This is a genomic window from Cruoricaptor ignavus (assembly GCF_900141665.1).
Taxonomy (GTDB): Bacteria; Bacteroidota; Bacteroidia; order Flavobacteriales; family Weeksellaceae; genus Cruoricaptor; species Cruoricaptor ignavus.
In genome coordinates, this window is record NZ_FQYI01000007.1 from 112,950 (window position 1) to 134,474 (window position 21,525).

Consider the following 21,525-nt stretch of genomic DNA (forward strand, 5'->3'; position numbering starts at 1 on the left):
AAAATTACTTGATTTCCACGCAGCCCACTCTTCCGCCGGCATTACCCGTAGGCTGGGTGTGGAAATCGTCCGCTTTTTCGTGGATAATCAGCGTTTTGCCGATGATGTTGCGCTGCTCATCGCTGCATCCCAGGCACCATTTATCAGTTGAAAAATTCAGTTTCGCATTGCCGCTGTTATCAGCAGTCAGGTTGCCGATATCGCCGCTGTGAAACTCGCTGTGTCCCCATTTGCCGTGCTTTTCGGAAGTTGGGTTCCAGTGTCCGTCGGCGTTTTCAGCCTTCGGGTCAGAGCAGTCGCCTTTTTCGTGGATGTGCACCGCGTGAATTCCCGGTGTCAGATTTTTCACATTCAAGGCAAGCGAAACTTTCTCGCCACTTTGCGTGAATTTCGCCGTTCCCTGCGTTTGCGTTCCAGATTTTGACAGAATTTGGTAATTTTTCGAAGTTCCGCACGATGCCAAAAGCAACGCAGCCGCTGCAATCAGAATTGGATTTTTCATAGTTTTAATATTTAGTGATTTTTAGAAAGCAAAAATTATGCAGATTTAAAAAGGAAATTTTATTTATAAAAATTTAGAAAAACTCCCGCATTTATTCATTTTTTTCCGAGCCATTATTTTCTTTATCCACACCGCCAATCCTCCATTTCACTCCAATCCATTTTTTTTAAATTACTTCCAAAACTAAGTTTGTGAGGATTTTCAGAGAATGAACATCGAAGGAAAAATATTGGTTGCTATCGTGGTGCTAAGCCTTGGCAGGCTGCAGGCCCAGGAAACAAAAATTACGCAGATCGACAGTGTAAAAATCCGCAAAAGCAGAATACTGCGGCAGCCAAAAAATTCAGAAATTACCTCCGGTAGGCAGCTGGAAAATGCTTCCGGAGAGAACCTCGCCAATGTCTTGAAACAGCTCTCAGGAGTGAATATTTTGCAGAGCGGCGCCAATATCTCCAAGCCTGTAATTCAGGGACTTACCAACCAGCGCATAGCCATTATCAACAATGGAATAAAACTGGAAAGCCAGCTCTGGAGCAGCGACCACGCGCCGGAAATAGACCCGAATCTTGCCTCCCAGATCGAGGTAATAAAAGGCTCCGATGCCGTGCGATACGGGTCCAACGCACTGGGAGGAGTAATCGTGATGAAGAACCGCCCCCTGCCTTTTTTTGGCGAGAAAATCGGAGGAAATGCGAGAATGGTAGGGCAATCCAACAACTCCGGATTTGGTGGTAACCTGATGCTGCACGGTGCCGCGGGCGCATTTGCCTGGCGCGTCCAGGGCAGCGGGAAACGCCTTGGCGACTACAAAACCGCAGACTATTATGTGAATAATACGGCAGCGAGGGAGCTAAATTTTTCCGGAGCATTGGGTTATAAAATGCCTTATGAAACGGCAGAGGTTTTCTACAGCCAGTTCTCCACAAACCTCGGCGTTTTTATGGGTTCAAGGATTGGCAGTGCAGATGACTGGAATCTGCGGCTCCGCCTTGGAAGGCCGCCCGTGGTGTTTCCGCAGGGATTTGAGATCCAGGCGCCCAACCAGAAAGTGAACCATCATCTTGCAAAATTTTCCCTGCAAAGCGACCGGCCTTTTGGCAAGACAGAATTTAATTATGCCTATCAGGAAAACCACCGCAAGGAATTCGACCGGCGTACGGGACCCCTTGCCGACCGCCCGGTGCTGGATGTGGAGCTGGAAACACACTCCGGCACGCTGGACTACGAGAGGGTTTTCTTTGAGAATTTTAAAACCAGGGCGGGGGTGGCGTATTCTCACCAGAAAAACTTCAACATCCCCGGTACGGGCGTGAATTCCATCCTCCCCAATTTTGTTTCCAATAATGCCGGCGTGTGGCTCTCGGAGGAGTTCAGAAAAAATTCCTGGGTGGCTACGGGCGGCATCCGCTATGATTTTAAGGACTTCAGCGCGGCGGGCTACAACCGCTACGGCGAGTACTACGGTGGCCAGCGCGATTACAGCAGCATCAGCTACGATCTTGGCATCCAGCGGCTGTTTGGCAATGGCTTTTCCGCAGCCACCAGCATTGGCAAAGCCTGGCGTGCGCCGGAGGCGGTGGAGCTCTTCAGCAACGGGCTGGATCACGGCAGCGCGCTCTACCTTCTGGGAGATGAAAATCTCAAAACTGAGAAAGGCCTAAAATGGACTGCCAGGCTGCAGTACGAAACGGGCAGGCTCTACCTTTCCGCGGAAGGTTTTTTGCAAAAAATCGACGGCTTCATCTATGAAATGCCCACCGGCGAATACAAAAACACCTGGGGCGGTCTGTTCCCGCTATTCGTGTACCGGCAGTCGGATGCGCTGCTGAAAGGTGCAGATGCGGAGCTGAGATTTCAGATTTCGGAGAGGGTAAAATATCAGGCGGTGTTTTCATCTGTGTATGCGGACAACCGGACGGAGGAATTTTATTTTCCGAACATTTCCCCGGAGCGCCTCAGTCAGAACATAGAGTTCAGCTTGGATAGGCTCACCAATCTGCGGGGAGGCTGGCTCCGGCTGGAGCACCAGTGGGTGAATAAGCAGCGCAGGTTCAGCGCAGAAACAGACTTGCTGCCGGATTCTCCGCCGGGCTACCACCTTTTCGGGGCGGGCATCGGCACGCAGGTGAGCACCTTCCGGAAGGACGATATGGCGCTCTCGCTGCAGGCGAATAATCTTTTCAATAAACTTTATAAGGACTACACCAACCGGTTCCGGTATTTTGCCCACGAGATGGGCAGGAATCTGCAGTTCCGGGTAAGCTTTAATTTTTAAAACCAAAAACAATTTTCAATTATGAACACAAGAAAAAGATTTTGCAGAATGCTCGCAGCCTGGCTGCTGATGGTAATGACGCTGGCGCTCTCCGCGTGCCGCAGCGATGAGGAAAGCGTACCGCCACCGACTAACGAGAATAATGGCGGCGGGCACGATACCTGGGCCAAGGTGGAATTCATCGTTAGGGAGGGGCATTTTCACAAGGATGATTTCCACGCCAACAGCGGGAAGACGCCAATTTTACCAAAAATCCAGAAATTTACCTTCGAGCTGGATGCTAATAAGAACATCGTCCGCAAGGATGAAAACGGGAAAATACTTCAGCCCGGGGAATCGCCGGTGGTGGTGCAGGCGGGCTTCTGGGGCTACTCTATGGAGATCAATTATTACAATGCCAAAGGGGAGCGGATGAACAGCCAGTTTGTAACCAAGGAAATGCTGCCTGTGCATCAGCACTTTTTTACTACAAAATCCTTCTCCGACCTGAAAACCGGTGCCACCACAGATGCACAGGGCAGCAGCTACATCACCAATCTCTACAGCTATACCTACCGCGATACCGACCCTATAGACCTGATGAAAGGCGAATTCATCCCTGGTACCACACAGCAAACCCAACTTCTGAACGATGCCGTGGGGCTGAAGGGCTATTTTAAATTCACAAAAGGCAGCGTAAGGTTCGACATGAAGATCCGCTTCGCGCACCTTTTCACCCCGAAATATGCCAACAATGGAACCTGGTACCCTGCCAATAGCCCGGCAGAATCTCTGCTTGCGAGCGGGACAACGGATTTTAGCCAGACGGTGCCTTTCGTAGTAGTGGCAGATTTCAGCCTGGATGGCACGCCGGAGTCTTATGAAAAATATGTAAAAGAAATAGCGGATTACTATAAAATCTCTCCTGAAGAAGTAAAAAAATATCTGCAAACAGAACACGACGAGAGCGCTGGTTTCTGGATGTGATAAATAAATATATAAATATGAAAAGATTTTTGCTATGGGCAACGCTGTCCCTTGGCGTTCCATTCACGGTAATATCCTGCGGCAGGGACGATGATGCGCCTGCAGCAGGCTTCGATGAAAATGCGCCGCAAACGCTCGCCACAATGCAGCTGCCAGTACTCTACAAAATGATGGGCGCGGAAGAAGGAGTTTTCAAGCAAAAGCTTATAGAGCACAAGGTAGCCTTTTCCGAAAAATCTTATGGTGACTGGAATCATTACTTTGCTGAAAACCCTGCATCACCGTTTAAAAGGTACAGAATAGAATTCGTGGATACCGATAGGAATGTAAAGTACGGCAACCCGGTTCAGAGGTACAGGGGCACATCCGGCATAAGGATCCACCCCGTAAATCAGGACGGAAGCAACGCTGCGGAAGCCGATTATAAAAAGGTGTTCGATTATTTCCACAGCCGCCTAAATAAACTCGATCCGGCGGGGAAGCCGCGCGAGTTTACGCTTTATAACTACGATCTGGGATATTACGAGGAAGTGCCAGATTATGAGACCTTCATTCGCGAGCTGGGAAATCCTCAAAAAAAAGTAAACGGGGAAATCATCTGGAAAAACAACCCCAAACCCTATATTTCTAACAGCTCCGCAGAAAAGAACTCGCCGATAATGATTCTAAAATATACAAAGGCGGAGGAAAAAGCGGCATACAGTTTGGAATTCCAGAACAACATCCCTTGGGATCTTTAATATTTTAACTAAATTTTTTATGAAAAACTTTATGATGGCGCTCGCAGCGGCAGTTGCATTGTCCTCCTGCGCAAAGAAAGAATCAGAATCGATGACCACTGAAACCGGTAGCGCGTCCGTGACGGAAACTCAGGCAGCGCCAGCAACCACAAACGAAATGGCTTACCAGAGCGAAGACGGGCGTACGAGGTTTCACGCGGTGTACAACCCTGACCAGGGCACCGCGCGAGTAACCAACGAAGCAGAGGGAAAAACCTACGAAATGCAGACCGCACAATCTGCAAGCGGTGCAAAATTTACGGACAAAGAAGGTTATTTCTTCTGGACGCACCAGGGCGAATTCGAGTTCGGGAAAGGAGAGGAAACCCTCGTGAAAGGACGCGAGATACACTAACCTGCAGGAAATTCCACCTTGTCTGCTCCCTTTTCGGGAGCAGTTTTTTTGTCAATGGTTCAGCCAATGCTTGAAATCTGCAAGAGAAGCCTTCGCTACTATGCCCATCTCCTCCTGCGGGAAGGGCGGCACTGCCACCACGCAGAGCCGCTGCCCGGAATATCTGTGCACCTCCGAAACCGCCTCGATATTCAGGCATACATTCCGGTTTATCTTGAAAAAAAGTCTCGGATCCAGGCTCTCCGCCACCTTCCCGAGCGTGCTGCCGTAGAGGTAGGTATCCCCGGAAATACTGTGGATAAACAGATTCTTCCCCTCGGCATAGAAGTAGGCAATCTCGCTCTCCTTGAGGCTCAGCATCTTGCTCCCTTCCGAAACAAGGAAGCGCCGCTGAGTGCGCGCAGCCGATTTTTGCCGCGCACCGATCTTTGTGAGAAGTTTGTATATGCTGCCCCTGTCGAATGGCTTGGTAATATAGCCTAAAGCGTTGTAGCTGTGCGCCTTAAGAGCGTATTCCTCGTGCGCCGTGAGGAACACCACGGGGGCTGGTGGCTGCATAGTATCGAGAAGATCGAAGCCGGTGCCGTCGCCCAGCTGGATATCAAGGAAGATGACATCCGGAATAAAATTGGCAAGAATGCCCGCTGCAGATTCAAAGCTGTCAGCCCTGCGGATTTCATAAAACTCAATAATCTGCTGGTTTTGCAGGATATTCAATAATAAATCCGATGCCAAATCTTCGTCTTCAACAATTAAGGCTCTCATTTCCATATCAAAAAATTAAGGGAACAAAAACCACAAAATAATCATTTTCTTCCAAAAACCCAAAGCCGCCCCTGCCGTGGAAGCGGTAGATATTGGCGATGTACTCCAGCCCGATCCCCGTGGAGGCATCCGGAGAATTCTTTTTTGGGTTTAAATTATTTTTTACCGTTAGCCTTTCTCCATCGGAGCGGATTTCGATTTTCAGGGGTAGGTTTTTCGATAGCGCATTGTGTTTCACGGCATTTTCCACCAGAGTCTGAAGCGAGAGGAAGGGGATTTTCCCCCGCTCAAAATTACCGGAAATTTCCATTTCCAGCGCCGTGCCGAAGCGGATCTTCTGAAGGTAAAAATATTCCTCAACAAACTGAATCTCATCTGAAATCTCTGCGAGCGCGCCTTCATTATTTTTTAGAACATAGCGGTATACATCGGCAAGTTTTTGCAAAAATTCATTGGATTTCGGGGATTCCGTCTCTATCAGCGCCTTTAGGGAATTCAGGCTGTTGAAGAGGAAATGAGGATTAATCTGCGTCTCGATCTGCTGCAGCTGGAGCAGCGCATTTTCCTTCAGGCGACGCTCGTTTTCCAGCTGTAGCTGCTGGTTTTTCTCAGAGAGCCGATAGCTCACGCTGCGCTCCCTGGAAAGGTTTCTCTGGTAAAAAAGATACAGCATCACAAGCACAAGGAGCGCCAGCGCGGATACGCCGTACAGCATCAGGGAAATCTGCCCGGAGCCGCGGCTGATTTTTTCCGGGGAGAATTTCAGGTAGAGAATCAGAGGCTCCGGGAGATCGGTGCGGATAGGGCCCTGCCATTCAAATTCTGCATTTTTCGGGAGGATTTTGCCCCACTCGTCGGGCTTTTCCGAGAAGAGGATTTGTCCGCTCCCGAGCATTACAACCGCCTGCTGATCGCTTCCCAGGTGGTTCTCTGCGAGGTGGCGGTTCAGTTCTTCCAAAGAAATGTCATAGACAAAGAAAGAGGCCTGCGGACCGGCGGTTTTGTATCTCAGGGTGCTTGGCGGTACCACGGATACGGCAGGGGTTGAATTCAATTTTTCCGCTTCAAAACCCCTTCCTTTCAGGACAAAATTCTTCCCACCCGGCGTGCAGAGTGTGGCATTTAAAAAATTGGGATTGGCCTCGAGGATGTTCCGGAGTGGCTGTAGCTCGGTATCACGGATTTGCCCATTGTTCTGCCAGGAATTTTCTATGGCAAAATGGATCTGGCGGGGCAGTTCCAGCAGGTTGTGAATTTCGTGGCGCAGCATTTCAGAGTTGATATGTGCCTCGTTTTCAATGTTTTGTATACGAACTTTCCGCACGGTTTGCTGAGAGAAATACACCGCGTAGAGCGCCAAAGTGAGAAAAATGGCAATAATGCCTGCGCCCCCTGCAAAGATTATTTTTTTGGAAAAATGCATTGCTGAGACAAGGCTGTAATTAATTAATAATCAGGCAATAACCCCACTTCCCAGCAATTCCTCGCCGAGGTACCACGCGGCAAATTGCCCTTCGGCAATCGCGCTTTGCGGATTTTCAAACTCAATATAGAAGGCGTCTTCAAACTGATAAAGCACCGCCTTTTCCAATGGCTGCCGGTATCTTATTCTCGCTAAAACTTCCATCGTTTCGCCGGGTTTAAGGCACAAGTCTTCACGCACCCAATGCACTTCATCGTTATTGATTTTCAATGCTTTACGGAAAAGCCCTGGGAAATTTCTGCCTTCGCCAACGAACAGAATATTGTGCTGCATATCGCGCGAAATGATGAAGCAGCTTCCCTTGTGCCCGCCAATTCCAAGGCCCTTGCTTTGCCCAATCGTGAAATACTGCGCGCCCTGATGCTTGCCGATAACTTTCCCGTCAGACTTATCGTAATGAATTTTCGCCGAGAGAAATTCCAGCTCTTCACGCTTGTTTTCAAATTCTGGCAAAGGCTGGTGATAGGCTTCAAAATCCGGGAAGATTTCCACGATTTCTCCTTCTTTCGGCGCGATTTGCTGTTTCAGAAATTCGGGCAAACTTACTTTCCCAATGAAGCAAAGCCCCTGGGAATCTTTCTTTTCCGCCGTGGCAAGCCCTGCTTCCCGCGCTATTTCCCGAACTTCCGGCTTCGAAAGATGCCCTATCGGAAACAGCGATTTCGAAAGCTGCTGCTGGCTTAGCTGGCAAAGGAAATACGACTGGTCTTTGTTCGCATCCCTTCCCGCCAAAAGATGAAAAATTTCCTCACCATTATCATCGAAAGAGCTGGTAACCTGCGCATAATGCCCTGTGGCCACCTTCTCAGCGCCAAGCGATAAGGCCGTTTGCAGAAATACATCAAACTTCACTTCCCTGTTGCACAGCACATCAGGGTTCGGTGTTCTTCCGCGCTCATATTCGGCAAACATATAATCCACGATGCGCTCTTTGTACAGCGCGCTCATATCGATAACCTGGAAGGGTATGCCGAGTTTCTGGGCCACAAGAAGCGCATCGTTGCTGTCCTCAATCCACGGGCATTCGTCTTCCAGCGTTACGGAAGCATCGTTCCAGTTTCGCATAAAAAGCCCAATCACATCGTGCCCCTGCTGTTTCAGAAGGTAGGCTGCCACGCTGGAATCTACACCGCCAGAAAGCCCGACCACAATTTTCATCCGGAAATTTTTTGCAAATTTACGCTTTAATAACTTCAGCAAAAATTCGGTACTTTATGAAAAAACTTTATTGCGTTGTTTTTGCGTGGGCGGCCGGTGCAGCATCCGCCCAGGTGGCGGTTTCTTCTCCTACAGTTCGAGCCGGGAAGGAGAGCCGCTGGACTTTTGGCGGCGGCATCGGCTTTGGGCTTTCCGGAGGTAGTAGCGGCTATGGAACCAGCATCAGCATTTCTCCGAGGGTGGGATACCTTGCATCCCCCGAGCTGGAAGCCGGGCTAATGGGCAGTGCCGGCTGGGCGAGCGGCAAGTATTATTCGCATTCTATGTACGGGGTGGGGCCTTTTGCGAATTACTATGTACTTCCGAATCTCTTCCTGCACGCCGATTATAGGCATTATTTTTATAATTGGAAAGACAAGGTTTATGATTACAAAACCGATGGCGACGAGGGTACGCTAAATCTGGGTGCGGGATACAATGTGCGCCTCGGGAACAAGGCGGCACTACAGGTGGGCGCCTACTACAATGTGCTTTACAAAAAAGACTCCTCGATATTCGGTTCGGGATTCACGCCGGTTTTTGGGGTGGTGTTTGGGATTTAATTTGAAAAAATACAAAGGCACTTAATTAAAAAAACCGTCAGCAAATGTTGGCGGTTTTTGTTTTGATTAAATGGAAAATATCAGGGCAGGTATTCTAAGCCGTGCTGCTCTTCCGGCTTGCTTAGCTCGAAAAGCCTGTGGAAATCGGCGTAGTATTTCTTGTAGAGCAGCTCCTTGTTATTCTTCTTCCAAATTATCACACCTGCCGTAGCCACAAACCCTGCCAAAATGCCCACTGCTATCACCCTGTTCGCTTTCATCTGAATACCTTTTAGTAAACTGCATCAGCAAAAAATATTCCCAAACCGTAAGGCCCCGAAATAAAATTTTGTTAAAAATTTGGTAATTTTGAAGATGAACAAAATTACAGATATGAAACTGAGACCATTTCTCGGCATTGCTGTGGCAGCCTTCCTGGCATCGTGCAGCAGCCAAAAAACCGCGCAGAACGAAGGCGCTCCGCAAAGCCAAACCGCAGGACAAACCGCACATTCTCAACCGATGAAGTATCCGGAAACGAAGAAAATCAGCCACACCGATGAATATTTCGGGATGAAGGTTGAAGACCCATACCGCTGGCTGGAAGACGATAGGGCGGCCGATACGAAAGACTGGGTGAAGCGGGAGGTAGCCTTCACCAATGATTATCTCTCGCAAATTACCTTCCGCGATGATATAAAAAATCAGCTGCGCGAAATATGGAATTATGAGAAAATCAGCGCGCCCTTCAAGCGTGGCGATTATACCTATTTCTACAAGAACGACGGGCTTCAGGCGCAAAGTGTGCTCTACAGAACGGATAAGAACGGCAAGACGGAAATCTTCCTGGACCCGAATAAATTTTCCGAAAAAGGCACCACATCGCTCTCAGGCATCAGCTTCAACAAGAAGGGTAACCTGGTGGCGTACTCCATTTCGGAAGGCGGTTCAGATTGGCAGAAAATCATCATTATGGATGCCATCAGCAAGAAAATTCTGGATGAGCCCATCGTGATGAAGTTCAGCGGTGCATCCTGGCTTGGTGACGAGGGCTTCTACTACAGCACCTACGAACAGCCGAAAAATGCAAGTATGCTGAGCGGGATAACCGATGAGCAGAAGGTGTATTTCCACAAAATCGGGACGAAGCAGAGTGATGATAAAATCGTGAGAGGAAACGGCGATCTGAAGCGGCGGTATATGGGGATTTCCGTATCGGAGGACGAGCGCTATCTTATCAATTCCGCTTCGGTGGCTACCAATGGTAATGAGCTGTATATCAAGGATTTAAAATCAAAATCGGACTGGATAGCCCTCCAAACAGGATTTGATCACAACAGCAGCGTAATCGATACAAAAGGCGACTGGATCTACCTCCTCACCGATAAGGATGCGCCAAACCGCCGCGTTGTGAAATTCAACATCAACAACCCTAAACAGTGGACGGAAGTAATCCCTGAAACGAAAAATGCACTGAGCGTTTCCACAGGAGGTGGCTACATTTTCGCAAATTATATGCGTGATGCGCTCACCTATGTGAAGCAGTATAACCACGATGGAAAACTGGTTCGCGAAATTTCCCTCCCTGGGAACGGTACGGCTTCTGGCTTTGGCGGAAGGGCGCAGGATAAAGAGCTTTACTACTCTTTCTCGAACTACATAATGCCGGGCACCATTTACAAATTCAATGCAGACAGCGGCAAATCGGAAGTTTACCAAAAACCGAAGGTGAAATTCAATCCGGATGATTATGTTTCCGAGCAGGTGTTCTTCACATCAAAGGACGGCACGAAAATTCCGATGATGATCAACTATAAAAAAGGTCTGAAACGCGATGGCAAGAACCCGACGATTCTGTATTCTTACGGTGGGTTCAACATCAGCCTTCGTCCCGGTTTTTCCGTGGTGAATGCTGTGTGGATGGACAATGGTGGAATCTATGCCGTGCCGAACATCCGTGGTGGCGGTGAATATGGTAAGGCGTGGCACGACGCCGGCACGAAGCTGCAGAAGAAAAATGTGTTCGATGATTTCATAGCAGCCGGCGAATATCTGCATAAAAACGGCTACACATCGAAGGAATATATGGCGATGTCCGGCCGCTCAAACGGTGGCCTTCTGGTAGGTGCCACCATGACGATGCGCCCTGATCTGGCGAAGGTTGCTTTCCCAGGCGTTGGCGTTTTGGATATGCTTCGCTACAATCAGTTTACGGCGGGTGCAGGCTGGGCTTACGACTACGGCACGGCGCAGGATTCGCGTGAAATGTTCGAGTATCTGAAATCGTATTCACCGGTGCACAATGTGAAAGCCGGCGTTTGCTACCCTTCCACGATGATCATCACCAGTGACCACGATGACAGGGTGGTTCCGGCGCATTCCTTCAAATTCGGTGCAGAGCTTCAGGAGAAGCAGGCTTGCCAAAATCCTGTTCTGGTAAGGATAGAGGTGGATGCAGGCCACGGTGCAGGCCGCAGCACAGAGCAGGTAATCGGTGAAAATGCCGATATGCTGAGCTTCGCACTCTGGGAAATGGGTGTCAGAAACTTGCCGAAGAAATAGGGAAATGGTTTAAATTTTGCTGAAATATTTTGACCTAAAAAATAAAAACAATGGAAGAACCGAAACCAATGCTTACGCTGAGCCAGGTGATGGCAAAGCTTGCCAAAGACAAGAATGTAACAAGAGAATTCTGCATGAACGCCCAGGGCGAGATGCTACTGAAAGACTCCGAACACCAGTACACACCCGAAGAGCTGAAAATCTTAAAGTCCTACAGATTTGAGGGAATGAGTGATCCGTCGGACAATGCGGTGCTCTATCTCCTCGAAGATAATGATGGCAACAAAGGCTATATGATTGACTCCTATGGGGCGGACAGCAACTACCCTGGCGATAAGTTTGATGAATTCGTACGCAGCATCCCTGTAGAGGAAGATGATGAATATGATTTTGACAAATAGATATCAGAAAGTTTTAAAAAGCCCGGCCGCCTAGAGCCGGGATTTTTATTTTGGGAAAAATCTTCATCAGTTCCAAAGACTACTGTTTTTGGATTCGTTTCTCCGCGCCTTCTTTTCGGCTTTTTTATCAGCTTTACTTTTCTTCCCGGAATCGTTGCTGCTCTGTCCTTCTGGTGTGTTCCTGCCTTGTAATTTGCTCACGCTGAGGTTCTTGCTGATGAGTATTTTCGCCAGCCCCTCCTGTACGCCCTTCCAGAACATATTGAAGAAAGACTTGGTCTTATCCCTCTGTACATAGCCTATGTCCGCAGATTTCGGCTCGCTCTTGTTCCCGCTGATGAAGATATTCGCCACCCCCGTGGCTAGTTTCTTCACGCCGCCCTCATCGTTTACAAACTGAACCCGCAGGTTCACGGGGTGTAGCTGCTCCGTGCCGCGTATGCCCTCCTTGTTCCCCCGGAAGTCAAATTTCAGCAGCTCAATGGTGCCCGTGGTGCGTATACCGAGATAGGGCTCCACAAAAGGGTTGATGCGGGGCGCGGGCAGGTCGTGGATAGTACCCGAAATAGAGAAGGCATCATCCGCTGCGGCGGTGTTCATAATCCATTTTACCTTCAGCGGAGAGGCTTTCATAAAAGATGCGGAGACATCAATAGGAACCTCCGTCGGTTTACCTTTCATTTTGCCTGAATTCAGGTTGCGGATGTCCATATTCAGGTTAGAAAAAGTGAGCTTCCCCGGCCCGTCGCTGTTTTTGGTATCCTCCTCGTACTCCAGGAAGGCGTTGTTGATCTTTGTCTGTTTCAGGAAAAAAGGAAACTTTATTTTCCGGAGCGCGGCGGAATACATCGGCTTCTCCGAGAGGTCGTCCGGGGGGATTTTACTGCGGAAAATGTTTGCCACCACCCCATCGATGGAGGCGCTTTCCCCGTTGAATATTTTCGTATCGGAGAAGAGGTCCCAGTCGCCGGTGATGTTTATGCTGCCCGCCTTGATGTCGTACAGGTCGCGCTCGTGCGGTATCATGCGCACATACTGTGCCCTGGTTACCAGCGGGGTGTATTTAAAATCCCTCAGCTGCGCGCTGTGTTTTTTGAGGATAAATTTGCCGGAGCTCAGGCGGTAGAACGGGCGCATTTCATAGTTAATGCTTTTCAGATCAAGGTTGTAATCCCCGGCGCGGAACGGTATTTTGTTTTTTGACGAAGCCTCATCCATTATAATATCCGAGAGCGTGGCGTTGATATCAGCCATAGCTAGCGGCTGCTTGTCCCCGCTGAGGATTATGTCAGAATTTCTCAGCGCGAAAGTCTTTAGCTTCAGCGGGAAGGCGATTCCGGAATAGTCTGCCTTCTTATTTTTAGGATTTCTTGCCGGCATTATTTTACCTTTAGCCTCATCGATTTCTACTTTTTCAGCATCCATCTTCAGCTTATCGTTCTCCAGGCTCCAATCGTTTACCAGCAGCCGGGCGCGGGAGATATTAAGGTCAAAGATTGTAGTGGTAGCATTGCTGGCGAGCGGTTTCAGGCTGATCTGGCGCAGGTCTGCAGATTTTTTGTTGATGGCAAAAATATTGACGGCGATGTGCTGGGTATGGCTGAAATAATCTAAATCTTTTCCGGTTATTTTGAATTTTTCGTAATTGAACGGAATGTTCCCCTTGGCGGTTTGTTCGTCCATAAAAATCTTGGTAATTTCCATCCCGAGGTTTTCCACATCCATCATCGTATTGCCGTCGGGATAGATGATATCCACCTTGCCATTCAGTACTTTAGCATTTTCCAGATTGACTTTGTACTTAAAACTCTGCTCCTTTTTTTCGGTTTTCGCAGTGGTGGTGTAGAGTTTCAGACGCGGCTCGGAAAGGGTGACATTTTCTAGTTTCAGCTTCTCTTTGTCAATTTTGAAATCCGTAAAAATTACCTCTTTTGTTTTTAAATCAAATAAATTTCGCTTTTTAGGATAAAATTTCATAAACTGCTGGTGAGTAAGCAGCGGGATTAGCTCATAATTTTTTATCTGGATTTGCCCCCCGTCGGTATTGATTTCTGTAGCCTTCATCGCATAAATGTCATCGGAACGGAAGAAAATATTATCCCCGTGGATGTCTAATTTCCCAAAAACAAAGGGGATAATGCTAAGCGATGGCTTTGAAACGAAATTCAAATCTTGTAAGTTGATATTCAGATTGTTACCAGAGAATACCTTGGACTGCCGCTCATTCAAAACCACTACATTCCCCCCTGTGATTTTCACATTATCGAAATCCGGGATGCTCTGTTTTTTCTTCTCTTTTTGAGGATCCTTTTTGGCAAGAGTAATCTTAAGATTTGGCTTGGCAAGCTGCAGATCGCTGAAATTAATCCTCTGCTGCGTGGCTGCCTTTATCAATCCTAACCTACTGATTTTCAGCGTATCTACAGTTCCCTCAATGCCAAGGACTTCTTTATCTTCCGGATTTTTGGTTCCAATTTTAATATCCTCGGCAAGTATGTTGCCTGTCATCAGGTCCACATCAAGCCGGCTGTAATCTACCCGATAGTCAGAATTTTTCTTTATAGTATCCGGCAATCCATATTTCAGCCAAAGATTAAGCCCGATGTTGAGGAGAATGATGAGCCCGAGCAGGCTGCCCAGCACGATGAGCGTAATTTTTTGCCACTTTTTCATGGGGCAAATGTAGTTAAACGAAATTTAAGTTTTCAGCCGATGCACAGCTGCACCACGAAGCCTTCGTGCGAACGGATGTTGATGAATGTATCATCCTGAAACTCAAGGTATTGCCCTTTGATTCCCTTCAGAATTCCCTCAACTTTCGGCGATTTTTCTAGCGTGCAAACCGAGACATTTTCCGGCTGCTGATATGGGTAATCGATGCGCCAGATTTCGTTATCATCCCGGTAGAAATTCCGATAATTTTCCGGGAAATATTCCTTGATTTTCTCGCGGAAATCGTGCAGATCCACCTCGCTTTCAAATTCGCACTGCAGCATTTTTTTATAATTCGTCTTGTCTGGCAGGTGTTCTTTCAGCGCCACCTCTATCATTCCGGCTTCGTAGCGGTTTGCGGTGCGTGCAATCGGCAGCGCAAAGGTAGCGCCCTGGTCTATCCACCTTGTAGGGATTTGGCTCTCCCTCGTCACGCCCACTTTCACATCGCCTGTGTACGCCAGGTACACAATGTGCGGCACAAGCTGTATCGCGCTTTCCACTTCAAAATCTCTTTCACCAATGCCAAGATGCGCTTTGGAAAGTTCGGGGCGGATGATGGTTTCGCTGGCATACGGACTTTCGAAGAAGCATTTTTTGCAGAAGCCCATCCGGAAAATTTTCCGGACAGAATTACATCTTAAGCATTGATAACCAATGTGTTGCAAGGCTATTTTCTCGCCAAGCAATTGGTTCATATTAATAAGGTCGCCGGAAAGATTCAGGTAATACTGCACCGGTTTTCCGTTCTGTGTGCACATCTTTCTCAGCAGGCCCTCAAAAATCATTTCCCCAAAAAATTAATTGGTAAAAATAGCAAATAAGTTCTTTAGCAAATTTGTATTTTTGTTAACAAAAAAGATTTTCAGCACATTGAAAATCTGCAACTTATTAGTTTTCAATGAATTACCTAATAACCGGAGCAAGCGGATTTATCGGTTCGCATCTTGCGGAAACGCTTCTGAAAAGCGGACATTCTGTCATAAATCTTGATAATTTTGACGATTTCTACGATTATAAAATCAAGGTAAAAAACACGCTGGAATCCGTGGCGAAAAATCCAGATGATTTTGGATTTTCTTCGAAAGATGCTGATATTCAGCGCTTAGCGGAAATTACCAGCTCGGAAAACTACCGACTTTATTATAATGACCTTCGCGATAAAGATGCGTTGCGGAAAATCTTCACCGAAAATAAAATTGATTTAATCGTTCATCTTGCAGCTTTGGCCGGCGTAAGGCCGTCGATAGAAAGGCCGCTGGATTATGAATCCGTGAACATCCAGGGTACGATGAATCTCTGGGAGCTCTGCAAAGAATTAGGCATTAAAAAATTCGTATGTGCTTCCAGCTCAAGCGTTTACGGGAACAATGAAAAGGTGCCATTTTCCGAAACCGACAATGTGGACCAGCCGATTTCACCCTATGCTGCAACGAAGAAAGCCGCGGAAATCATCGGGCACACCTATCACCATCTCTACCACATCGATATGGTCCAGCTGCGATTTTTCACGGTTTATGGCCCGAGGCAAAGACCGGATTTGGCGATTCATAAATTCACCCAAATCATCGATGAAGGCGGCGAAATCCCGTTCTATGGCGATGGCTCTACGGCAAGGGATTATACTTTCATTGATGACATCATCGATGGCGTTACGAAGTCCATCAAGTTTTTGGAAGAAAATGCCGGCGTTTACGAAATCATCAACCTTGGCGAAAACCAGGTGGTCAATTTGGCAGAAATGCTGGGAACCATCGAAAATGCGCTGGGCAAAAAAGCGAAGCGGAAAATGCTGCCGATGCAGCCTGGCGATGTGAAACTGACGAATGCAGACATTACGAAGGCGAAAAGCCTGATAGGCTACGAGCCGAAAACCGACTTCCAAACTGGCATAAAAATCTTTGTGGAATGGTTTTTGAGCCGCCGCAAATAAAATTCTTCAGAAAACGGTATTTCTCGGATTTTGTAGGCCTCAATTTTATACTTTTGCAAAAATTTAAAAACACGATTTAAAATATGTACTGGACACTTGAACTCGCTTCATACCTTAGCGACGCACCCTGGCCGATGACGAAGGCTGAGCTGATAGACTATGCCATAAGAACCGGTGCACCGATGGAGGTGGTGGAAAACCTGCAAGCCATAGAAGATGAGGGCGAAATCTACGAATCCATCGAAGAAGTTTGGAGCGATTATCCTACCGAGGAAGATTTCCTTTGGAACGAGGATGAATACTAAAAAAGGCAGTTAGCCAAAGGCTTTAGGCAGCAGGCTTAGAGCTTTTTTACATTTAATATTAATGCCGTTTTTCGGCAGTGCCACGGCATACAGCTATGGCCTAAAGCATCAAAACAATGAGTTTTTTAAACAAAGTCCTGAAAGGCTTTCTCGGCGATAAAAACGCGAACGACCTGAAGGAAGTAAAGAAAATAGTTTCCAAAATAAAAGCGGCAGAGCCTGCCATTGCGCAGCTTTCCGATGATGAACTTCGCGCTAAAACCGCCGAGTTCAAAGGGAAGATTCAAACCGCTACGAAAGACATCACAGCGCAGATTGAGCAAATCCGTGAGCAGATAAAAACCACGCAGAATGTGGACGAGAAGGAAGCGCTCTTCAGCCGTGTGGAAGCCCTGAAGAAAGATTCCTACGCTGTGGAAGAAAAAGTGCTGAGCCAAATTCTGCCGGAAGCATTTTCCGTGGTGAAGGAAACGGCAAGGCGCTGGGCACAGAACGGCGAAATACGCGTGGCGGCTACAGACTGGGACAGAGAGCTGGCGGAAACCCGCGATTTCGTGGAAATACAGGGTGATACGGCGGTTTGGAAAAACAGCTGGAACGCCGCAGGCTCGCAGATTGTGTGGGATATGGTTCACTACGATGTGCAGTTTATAGGCGGCGTGGTGCTGCACAGCGGCAAAATAGCCGAGATGGCTACCGGAGAAGGTAAAACGCTGGTGGGCACGCTGCCCATCTACCTGAATGCGCTTCCTGGAAGAGGCGTCCATGTGGTTACCGTGAACGATTATCTTGCCAAAAGGGACTCAGCGTGGATGGGTCCATTGTATCAGTTCCACGGGATGAGCATCGATTGTATCGACCTTCATCAGCCCAATTCTGATGCGAGAAGAAAGGCCTACAATTCGGACATTACCTACGGTACGAACAATGAATTCGGCTTCGATTATCTGAGGGATAACATGGTAAGTTCTCCGCAAGAACTGGTGCAGCGGGAGCTGAACTTCGCCATCGTGGATGAGGTGGATTCTGTATTGGTGGATGACGCAAGGACACCGCTCATCATATCAGGCCCCGTACCAATGGGCGATCGCCAGGAATTCGATGTGCTGAAACCTTCGGTGGACAGAATCGTGGAAGTGCAGCGCAAAACAATTACCACCATTTTCAACGACGCCAAAAGGCTAATCAACCAGGGCAATACCACGGAAGGCGGCTTCAAACTTCTGCAGGCTTACAGAGGCTTGCCGAAAAACAGGCAGCTGATAAAATTCCTCTCCGAAAGCGGAAACAGAACGCTGCTGCAGAAAACCGAGGCGAAGTATATGCAGGACAACAACCGCGATATGCCGATTGTTGATAAAGATTTGTACTTTGTAATAGATGAGAAAAATAATCAGGTTGACCTGACGGATAAGGGCGTGGACTATATGTCTCAGGGAAATTCTGACCCGAACTTCTTCGTGCTTCAGGACATCGGAACTGAAATTGCAGAGCTGGAAGCGAAGAATTTAACCAAGGAAGAAGAATTTGCCGAAAAGGAAAAGCTATTCGCAGATTTTGCCGAAAAATCCGAACGCATCCACACGATGAACCAACTGCTGAAGGCCTACACGCTCTTCGAAAAAGACGATGAATATGTGGTGATAGACGGCGAGGTGAAAATCGTGGATGAGCAAACCGGCCGGATTATGGAGGGCAGAAGGTATTCCGACGGGCTGCACCAAGCCATAGAGGCGAAGGAAAATGTGAAAATTGAGGCGGCTACGCAAACCTTTGCCACCATTACCTTGCAGAATTATTTCCGGATGTACAACAAGCTTGCGGGAATGACTGGTACTGCGGAAACGGAGGCCGGAGAATTCTGGCAGATCTACAAGCTGGATGTAGTGGTAATCCCTACCAATAAGCCGATTCAGCGGGACGACCGCCACGATTTAGTTTACAAAACCAACCGTGAAAAATACAACGCGGTAATCGAGGAAATCGAGAGATTAACATCGCAGGGAAGGCCGGTGCTTGTGGGAACAACATCCGTGGAAATATCGCAATTGCTCTCAAGGGCTTTGCAGATGAGGAAAATTCCGCACCAGGTTCTGAACGCGAAACTTCACAAAAAAGAAGCAGAAATCGTAGCGGAAGCTGGAAGGCCGGGCGTTGTAACCATTGCAACGAATATGGCAGGTAGAGGTACGGATATCAAGCTTCGCGAAGGCGTGAAAGAAGCCGGCGGCTTGGCGATTATCGGTACGGAGCGCCACGATTCCCGCCGTGTGGATAGGCAGCTGAGAGGCCGTGCAGGAAGGCAGGGTGACCCGGGAAGCTCGCAGTTTTATGTTTCGCTGGAGGATAACCTGATGAGGCTTTTCGGCTCGGAAAGAATCGCCAAAATGATGGACAGGATGGGCCATAAGGAAGGCGAGGTCATCCAGCACTCGATGATTTCCAAATCGATAGAGAGGGCGCAGAAAAAGGTGGAGGAGAACAACTTCGGCATCCGTAAAAGGCTGCTGGAGTACGACGATGTGATGAACAAGCAGCGCGATGTGATTTACAAGCGGCGCAAGAATGCGCTCTTTGGAGACCACTTGAAGTACGATATTTCCAATATGATTTACGATGTGGCGCAGTCCATCGTTTCAGCTGGGAAAGCCGCCGGAGATTTCAAGGAATTTGAGTTTGAAATCATCAAGCATTTCACGATGGGCTCACCGGTTTCCGAAGCGGATTTCAAAAATAAATCTGTGGCAGACCTTGCCAACATCGTTTACAAAGCGGCGGAGGAAGACTACAGGATGCGCCTGGAACTACTGAAGGAAAAGGCAATGCCGATCATCAAGAATGTGTACGAAAATCAGGGCAATCTATTCCGGATGATACAGGTGCCGTTCTCCGACGGGCATAAAACGATGACCATAGTAACCGACCTGAAGCAAGCCTACGACACGAATTGCGAAAGTTTGATTAACGATTTCGAGAAGAATGTGACGCTGGCCATCATCGATGAAAACTGGAAGACGCACCTTCGCGAAATGGATGACCTTCGCCGTTCATCACAAGGCGCGGTGTACGAGCAGAAAGACCCGCTGGTAATTTACAAGCAGGAGTCCTTCTACCTTTTCAGCGAAATGGTGGACAAGATGAACAGGGAAATCATCGGCTTCCTTTACAAAGGAGAGATCCCGGCTTAGAATTAAAATTTTTGAATGAAAAACTCCGCACCAAAGAAAACTGCGGAGTTTTTTTATGCGTTCCTCAGGATTTTTTCCATACAATATTCCGCGAGTGCCGTAATTGTCAGGAAGGGATTTACACCCACGCACACCGGAATCAAGGAGCCATCCAGCACGAAGAGGTTCCTATGCCCCTTCAGCCGCCCGTCAAGGTCAGTGGCTTTGCCCAGCACGGCACCACCCAGAGGATGGTAGCAGATATCCGCCCCGAACCCGTTTTTGAAAAGCAGCAGCGAGCGCATACCGCCGTTGGCGGCATTCATTTTTCGGATAAAATAGTCCGCGGTTCTGCGCATTTTCGCAGTGTTGCTCGCATCCCAATGCACATCAATCTTCCGTGTCACCGCATTGTAAGACACACTGCCTGGCCTATCTGGCGGGATGATCATCAGATAAAGCGATGTAGCCAGGTCTATGCCGGTAGGCAGTGGCGCGATTTCCGCAAAAAAAGGATGCTCTGGATCGTCCCAATTATCTATACCGCCCACGGGTATGGTAGAATGCCGGGTGCCGGTACCGCCCCGGAACATCTGAACGAAACTCCTCCCGGTCATAAAGTTCCCATTATTGCCCCAGTTTTTTCCGACTTCCTCATTCATCGGAAGTTGGTGCTCTGCTTTGGAGCGCAACAAAAGCTCCAGCGTGCCCATAGTGCCCGCGCAGAGGAACAGGTTCCTGCAGCGCATCTCAATTTTCTCCCTCACCTGGCCCAGAGTATTTATTTTATTCACAAAAACGGTGTAGGTGCCGTCCGCCTCCTGCCGGATGGACTGCGCGTGATGAAGCTCGCGGATTTCTACGATTCCCGTAGCCAGGGCTTTTTCCAGATAAGTTTTGTCAAGAGAGTTTTTCCCGTGGTTGTTTCCGTAAATCACCTCCCCTCGGAAAGCCGAGCCAGGCTTGCCCCCGCCGTGCTCCTGCTCCATATGCTTAAAATCATAAACATTCGGCACGCGCACGGTCCGGAAGCCTGCCTTGCGCGCCTCCATCTCGCCCACCCTGGAGAATTGGTAATAGTCGCAGCGGCTCAGGAAGTCTTCATCCGCTGTATTTACTTTTAGCTCTTTTTCTGCCAGGGGGAAGTATTTTTGGTAAATAAGTTCATCATCCAGCTCGGGAAGTATTTTTTTAAGCCAATCCTGCTTCGGGCGTACCGCCATGCCGCCATTCACCAGGGAGCCTCCCCCCACGCCCCTGCCCATCCAGATTTTTATGAAAGGGTAATCCCAGCGGTCCAGCGTACCGGTGAATTTTTTCAAGGGGAAAATATTCAAAAATGGTGCTATCGTTTTCCTGCGGAGCCACGCTGCGGAGCGCCCGGGCCTTATCATCCGCGAAAACGGGATGCCTGCCTTGCCCCAGTCCAGGCCCATCTCCAGCATAGTAGCGGGCTTGCCTCTTTCTGCAAGGCGCAGGGCAGCCACCGCGCCGCTGTAGCCAGTGCCTATGATGAGGTTTTCTGAAAAAGCTTTATCAGGGTTTTCCATAATTTTTAACAGAGAAAATCTAATGCCAGAG

18 protein-coding genes are annotated in these 21,525 nt (G+C 48.4%); 10 read left to right on the forward strand and 8 right to left on the reverse strand.

What is annotated here, in order from left to right; all coding sequences use genetic code 11:
* Window positions 1-4: 4 nt before the first annotated feature.
* Window positions 5-502 carry a superoxide dismutase family protein gene (locus tag BUB43_RS08150; RefSeq protein WP_073180030.1) on the reverse strand — a complete coding sequence of 166 codons (498 nt, stop codon included), beginning with the start codon at window positions 500-502 and terminating at the stop codon, window positions 5-7.
* A 208-nt stretch (window positions 503-710) separates the two neighbouring features.
* Between BUB43_RS08150 and BUB43_RS08155 the strand changes: the two genes are divergently transcribed.
* The 4 genes from BUB43_RS08155 to BUB43_RS08170 are packed head-to-tail and all read left to right on the forward strand — an operon-like array spanning window position 711 to window position 4,877.
* On the forward strand, window positions 711-2,777 hold the full coding sequence (locus BUB43_RS08155) for a TonB-dependent receptor (RefSeq protein ID WP_073180032.1): 2,067 nt from the start codon (window positions 711-713) through the stop codon (window positions 2,775-2,777).
* A 21-nt stretch (window positions 2,778-2,798) separates the two neighbouring features.
* Complete coding sequence (locus BUB43_RS08160) at window positions 2,799-3,743, forward strand: hypothetical protein (protein WP_073180034.1); 945 nt, start codon at window positions 2,799-2,801, stop codon at window positions 3,741-3,743.
* Window positions 3,744-3,760: 17 nt separating this feature from the next.
* Window positions 3,761-4,483 (forward strand): hypothetical protein, encoded by a 723-nt coding sequence (locus tag BUB43_RS08165; protein ID WP_143154072.1) that lies wholly within the window; start codon window positions 3,761-3,763, stop codon window positions 4,481-4,483.
* Between the two features lie 19 nt (window positions 4,484-4,502).
* Complete coding sequence (locus BUB43_RS08170; protein WP_073180038.1) at window positions 4,503-4,877, forward strand: MliC family protein; 375 nt, start codon at window positions 4,503-4,505, stop codon at window positions 4,875-4,877.
* A 51-nt stretch (window positions 4,878-4,928) separates the two neighbouring features.
* Here the strand turns inward: BUB43_RS08170 and BUB43_RS08175 are convergent, their stop codons facing one another.
* Genes BUB43_RS08175 through mnmA form a run of 3 tightly spaced genes read right to left on the reverse strand, consistent with a single transcriptional unit; the run spans window position 4,929 to window position 8,322 of the window.
* On the reverse strand, window positions 4,929-5,642 hold the full coding sequence (locus BUB43_RS08175) for a LytR/AlgR family response regulator transcription factor (protein ID WP_159430238.1): 714 nt from the start codon (window positions 5,640-5,642) through the stop codon (window positions 4,929-4,931).
* A 7-nt stretch (window positions 5,643-5,649) separates the two neighbouring features.
* The gene (locus BUB43_RS08180) at window positions 5,650-7,065 is read right to left on the reverse strand and encodes a sensor histidine kinase (protein WP_073180042.1); all 1,416 of its coding nucleotides are present in this window, start codon (window positions 7,063-7,065) and stop codon (window positions 5,650-5,652) included.
* A gap of 30 nt (window positions 7,066-7,095) precedes the next feature.
* Window positions 7,096-8,322 (reverse strand): tRNA 2-thiouridine(34) synthase MnmA, encoded by a 1,227-nt coding sequence (gene mnmA, locus BUB43_RS08185; RefSeq protein WP_260200689.1) that lies wholly within the window; start codon window positions 8,320-8,322, stop codon window positions 7,096-7,098.
* Between the two features lie 17 nt (window positions 8,323-8,339).
* Between mnmA and BUB43_RS08190 the strand changes: the two genes are divergently transcribed.
* On the forward strand, window positions 8,340-8,885 hold the full coding sequence (locus BUB43_RS08190; RefSeq protein WP_073180043.1) for a hypothetical protein: 546 nt from the start codon (window positions 8,340-8,342) through the stop codon (window positions 8,883-8,885).
* An 80-nt stretch (window positions 8,886-8,965) separates the two neighbouring features.
* Here the strand turns inward: BUB43_RS08190 and BUB43_RS08195 are convergent, their stop codons facing one another.
* Window positions 8,966-9,145: a hypothetical protein gene (locus tag BUB43_RS08195; protein ID WP_073180045.1), complete on the reverse strand. Its 180-nt coding sequence runs from the start codon at window positions 9,143-9,145 to the stop codon at window positions 8,966-8,968.
* A 94-nt stretch (window positions 9,146-9,239) separates the two neighbouring features.
* Between BUB43_RS08195 and BUB43_RS08200 the strand changes: the two genes are divergently transcribed.
* Both BUB43_RS08200 and BUB43_RS08205 read left to right on the forward strand, forming a co-directional pair.
* A complete protein-coding gene (locus tag BUB43_RS08200; protein ID WP_395858373.1) occupies window positions 9,240-11,426 on the forward strand; it encodes a prolyl oligopeptidase family serine peptidase in 2,187 nt (728 codons plus the stop codon).
* Between the two features lie 50 nt (window positions 11,427-11,476).
* Window positions 11,477-11,827: a hypothetical protein gene (locus tag BUB43_RS08205; protein WP_073180047.1), complete on the forward strand. Its 351-nt coding sequence runs from the start codon at window positions 11,477-11,479 to the stop codon at window positions 11,825-11,827.
* A 66-nt stretch (window positions 11,828-11,893) separates the two neighbouring features.
* Here the strand turns inward: BUB43_RS08205 and BUB43_RS08210 are convergent, their stop codons facing one another.
* Together BUB43_RS08210 and BUB43_RS08215 are read right to left on the reverse strand one after the other, a co-directional pair.
* A complete protein-coding gene (locus BUB43_RS08210) occupies window positions 11,894-14,500 on the reverse strand; it encodes a hypothetical protein (RefSeq protein WP_073180049.1) in 2,607 nt (868 codons plus the stop codon).
* Between the two features lie 32 nt (window positions 14,501-14,532).
* Window positions 14,533-15,327, reverse strand: a complete 795-nt coding sequence (locus BUB43_RS08215; RefSeq protein WP_073180050.1) for a DUF2797 domain-containing protein — start codon at window positions 15,325-15,327, stop codon at window positions 14,533-14,535.
* A 113-nt stretch (window positions 15,328-15,440) separates the two neighbouring features.
* Here BUB43_RS08215 and BUB43_RS08220 point away from each other — a divergent pair, with 113 nt between their 5' ends.
* The 3 genes from BUB43_RS08220 to secA all read left to right on the forward strand — a co-directional run bounded on the left by BUB43_RS08220 (window position 15,441) and on the right by secA (window position 19,965).
* Complete coding sequence (locus BUB43_RS08220; protein ID WP_073180052.1) at window positions 15,441-16,472, forward strand: GDP-mannose 4,6-dehydratase; 1,032 nt, start codon at window positions 15,441-15,443, stop codon at window positions 16,470-16,472.
* Window positions 16,473-16,555: 83 nt separating this feature from the next.
* Window positions 16,556-16,777, forward strand: a complete 222-nt coding sequence (locus tag BUB43_RS08225; RefSeq protein ID WP_073180054.1) for a DUF2795 domain-containing protein — start codon at window positions 16,556-16,558, stop codon at window positions 16,775-16,777.
* Window positions 16,778-16,893: 116 nt separating this feature from the next.
* On the forward strand, window positions 16,894-19,965 hold the full coding sequence (gene secA, locus BUB43_RS08230) for a preprotein translocase subunit SecA (RefSeq protein WP_073180056.1): 3,072 nt from the start codon (window positions 16,894-16,896) through the stop codon (window positions 19,963-19,965).
* A 53-nt stretch (window positions 19,966-20,018) separates the two neighbouring features.
* Here secA and BUB43_RS08235 read toward each other — a convergent pair whose 3' ends face one another.
* Complete coding sequence (locus BUB43_RS08235) at window positions 20,019-21,494, reverse strand: GMC family oxidoreductase (protein ID WP_083541233.1); 1,476 nt, start codon at window positions 21,492-21,494, stop codon at window positions 20,019-20,021.
* Window positions 21,495-21,525: the final 31 nt, after the last annotated feature.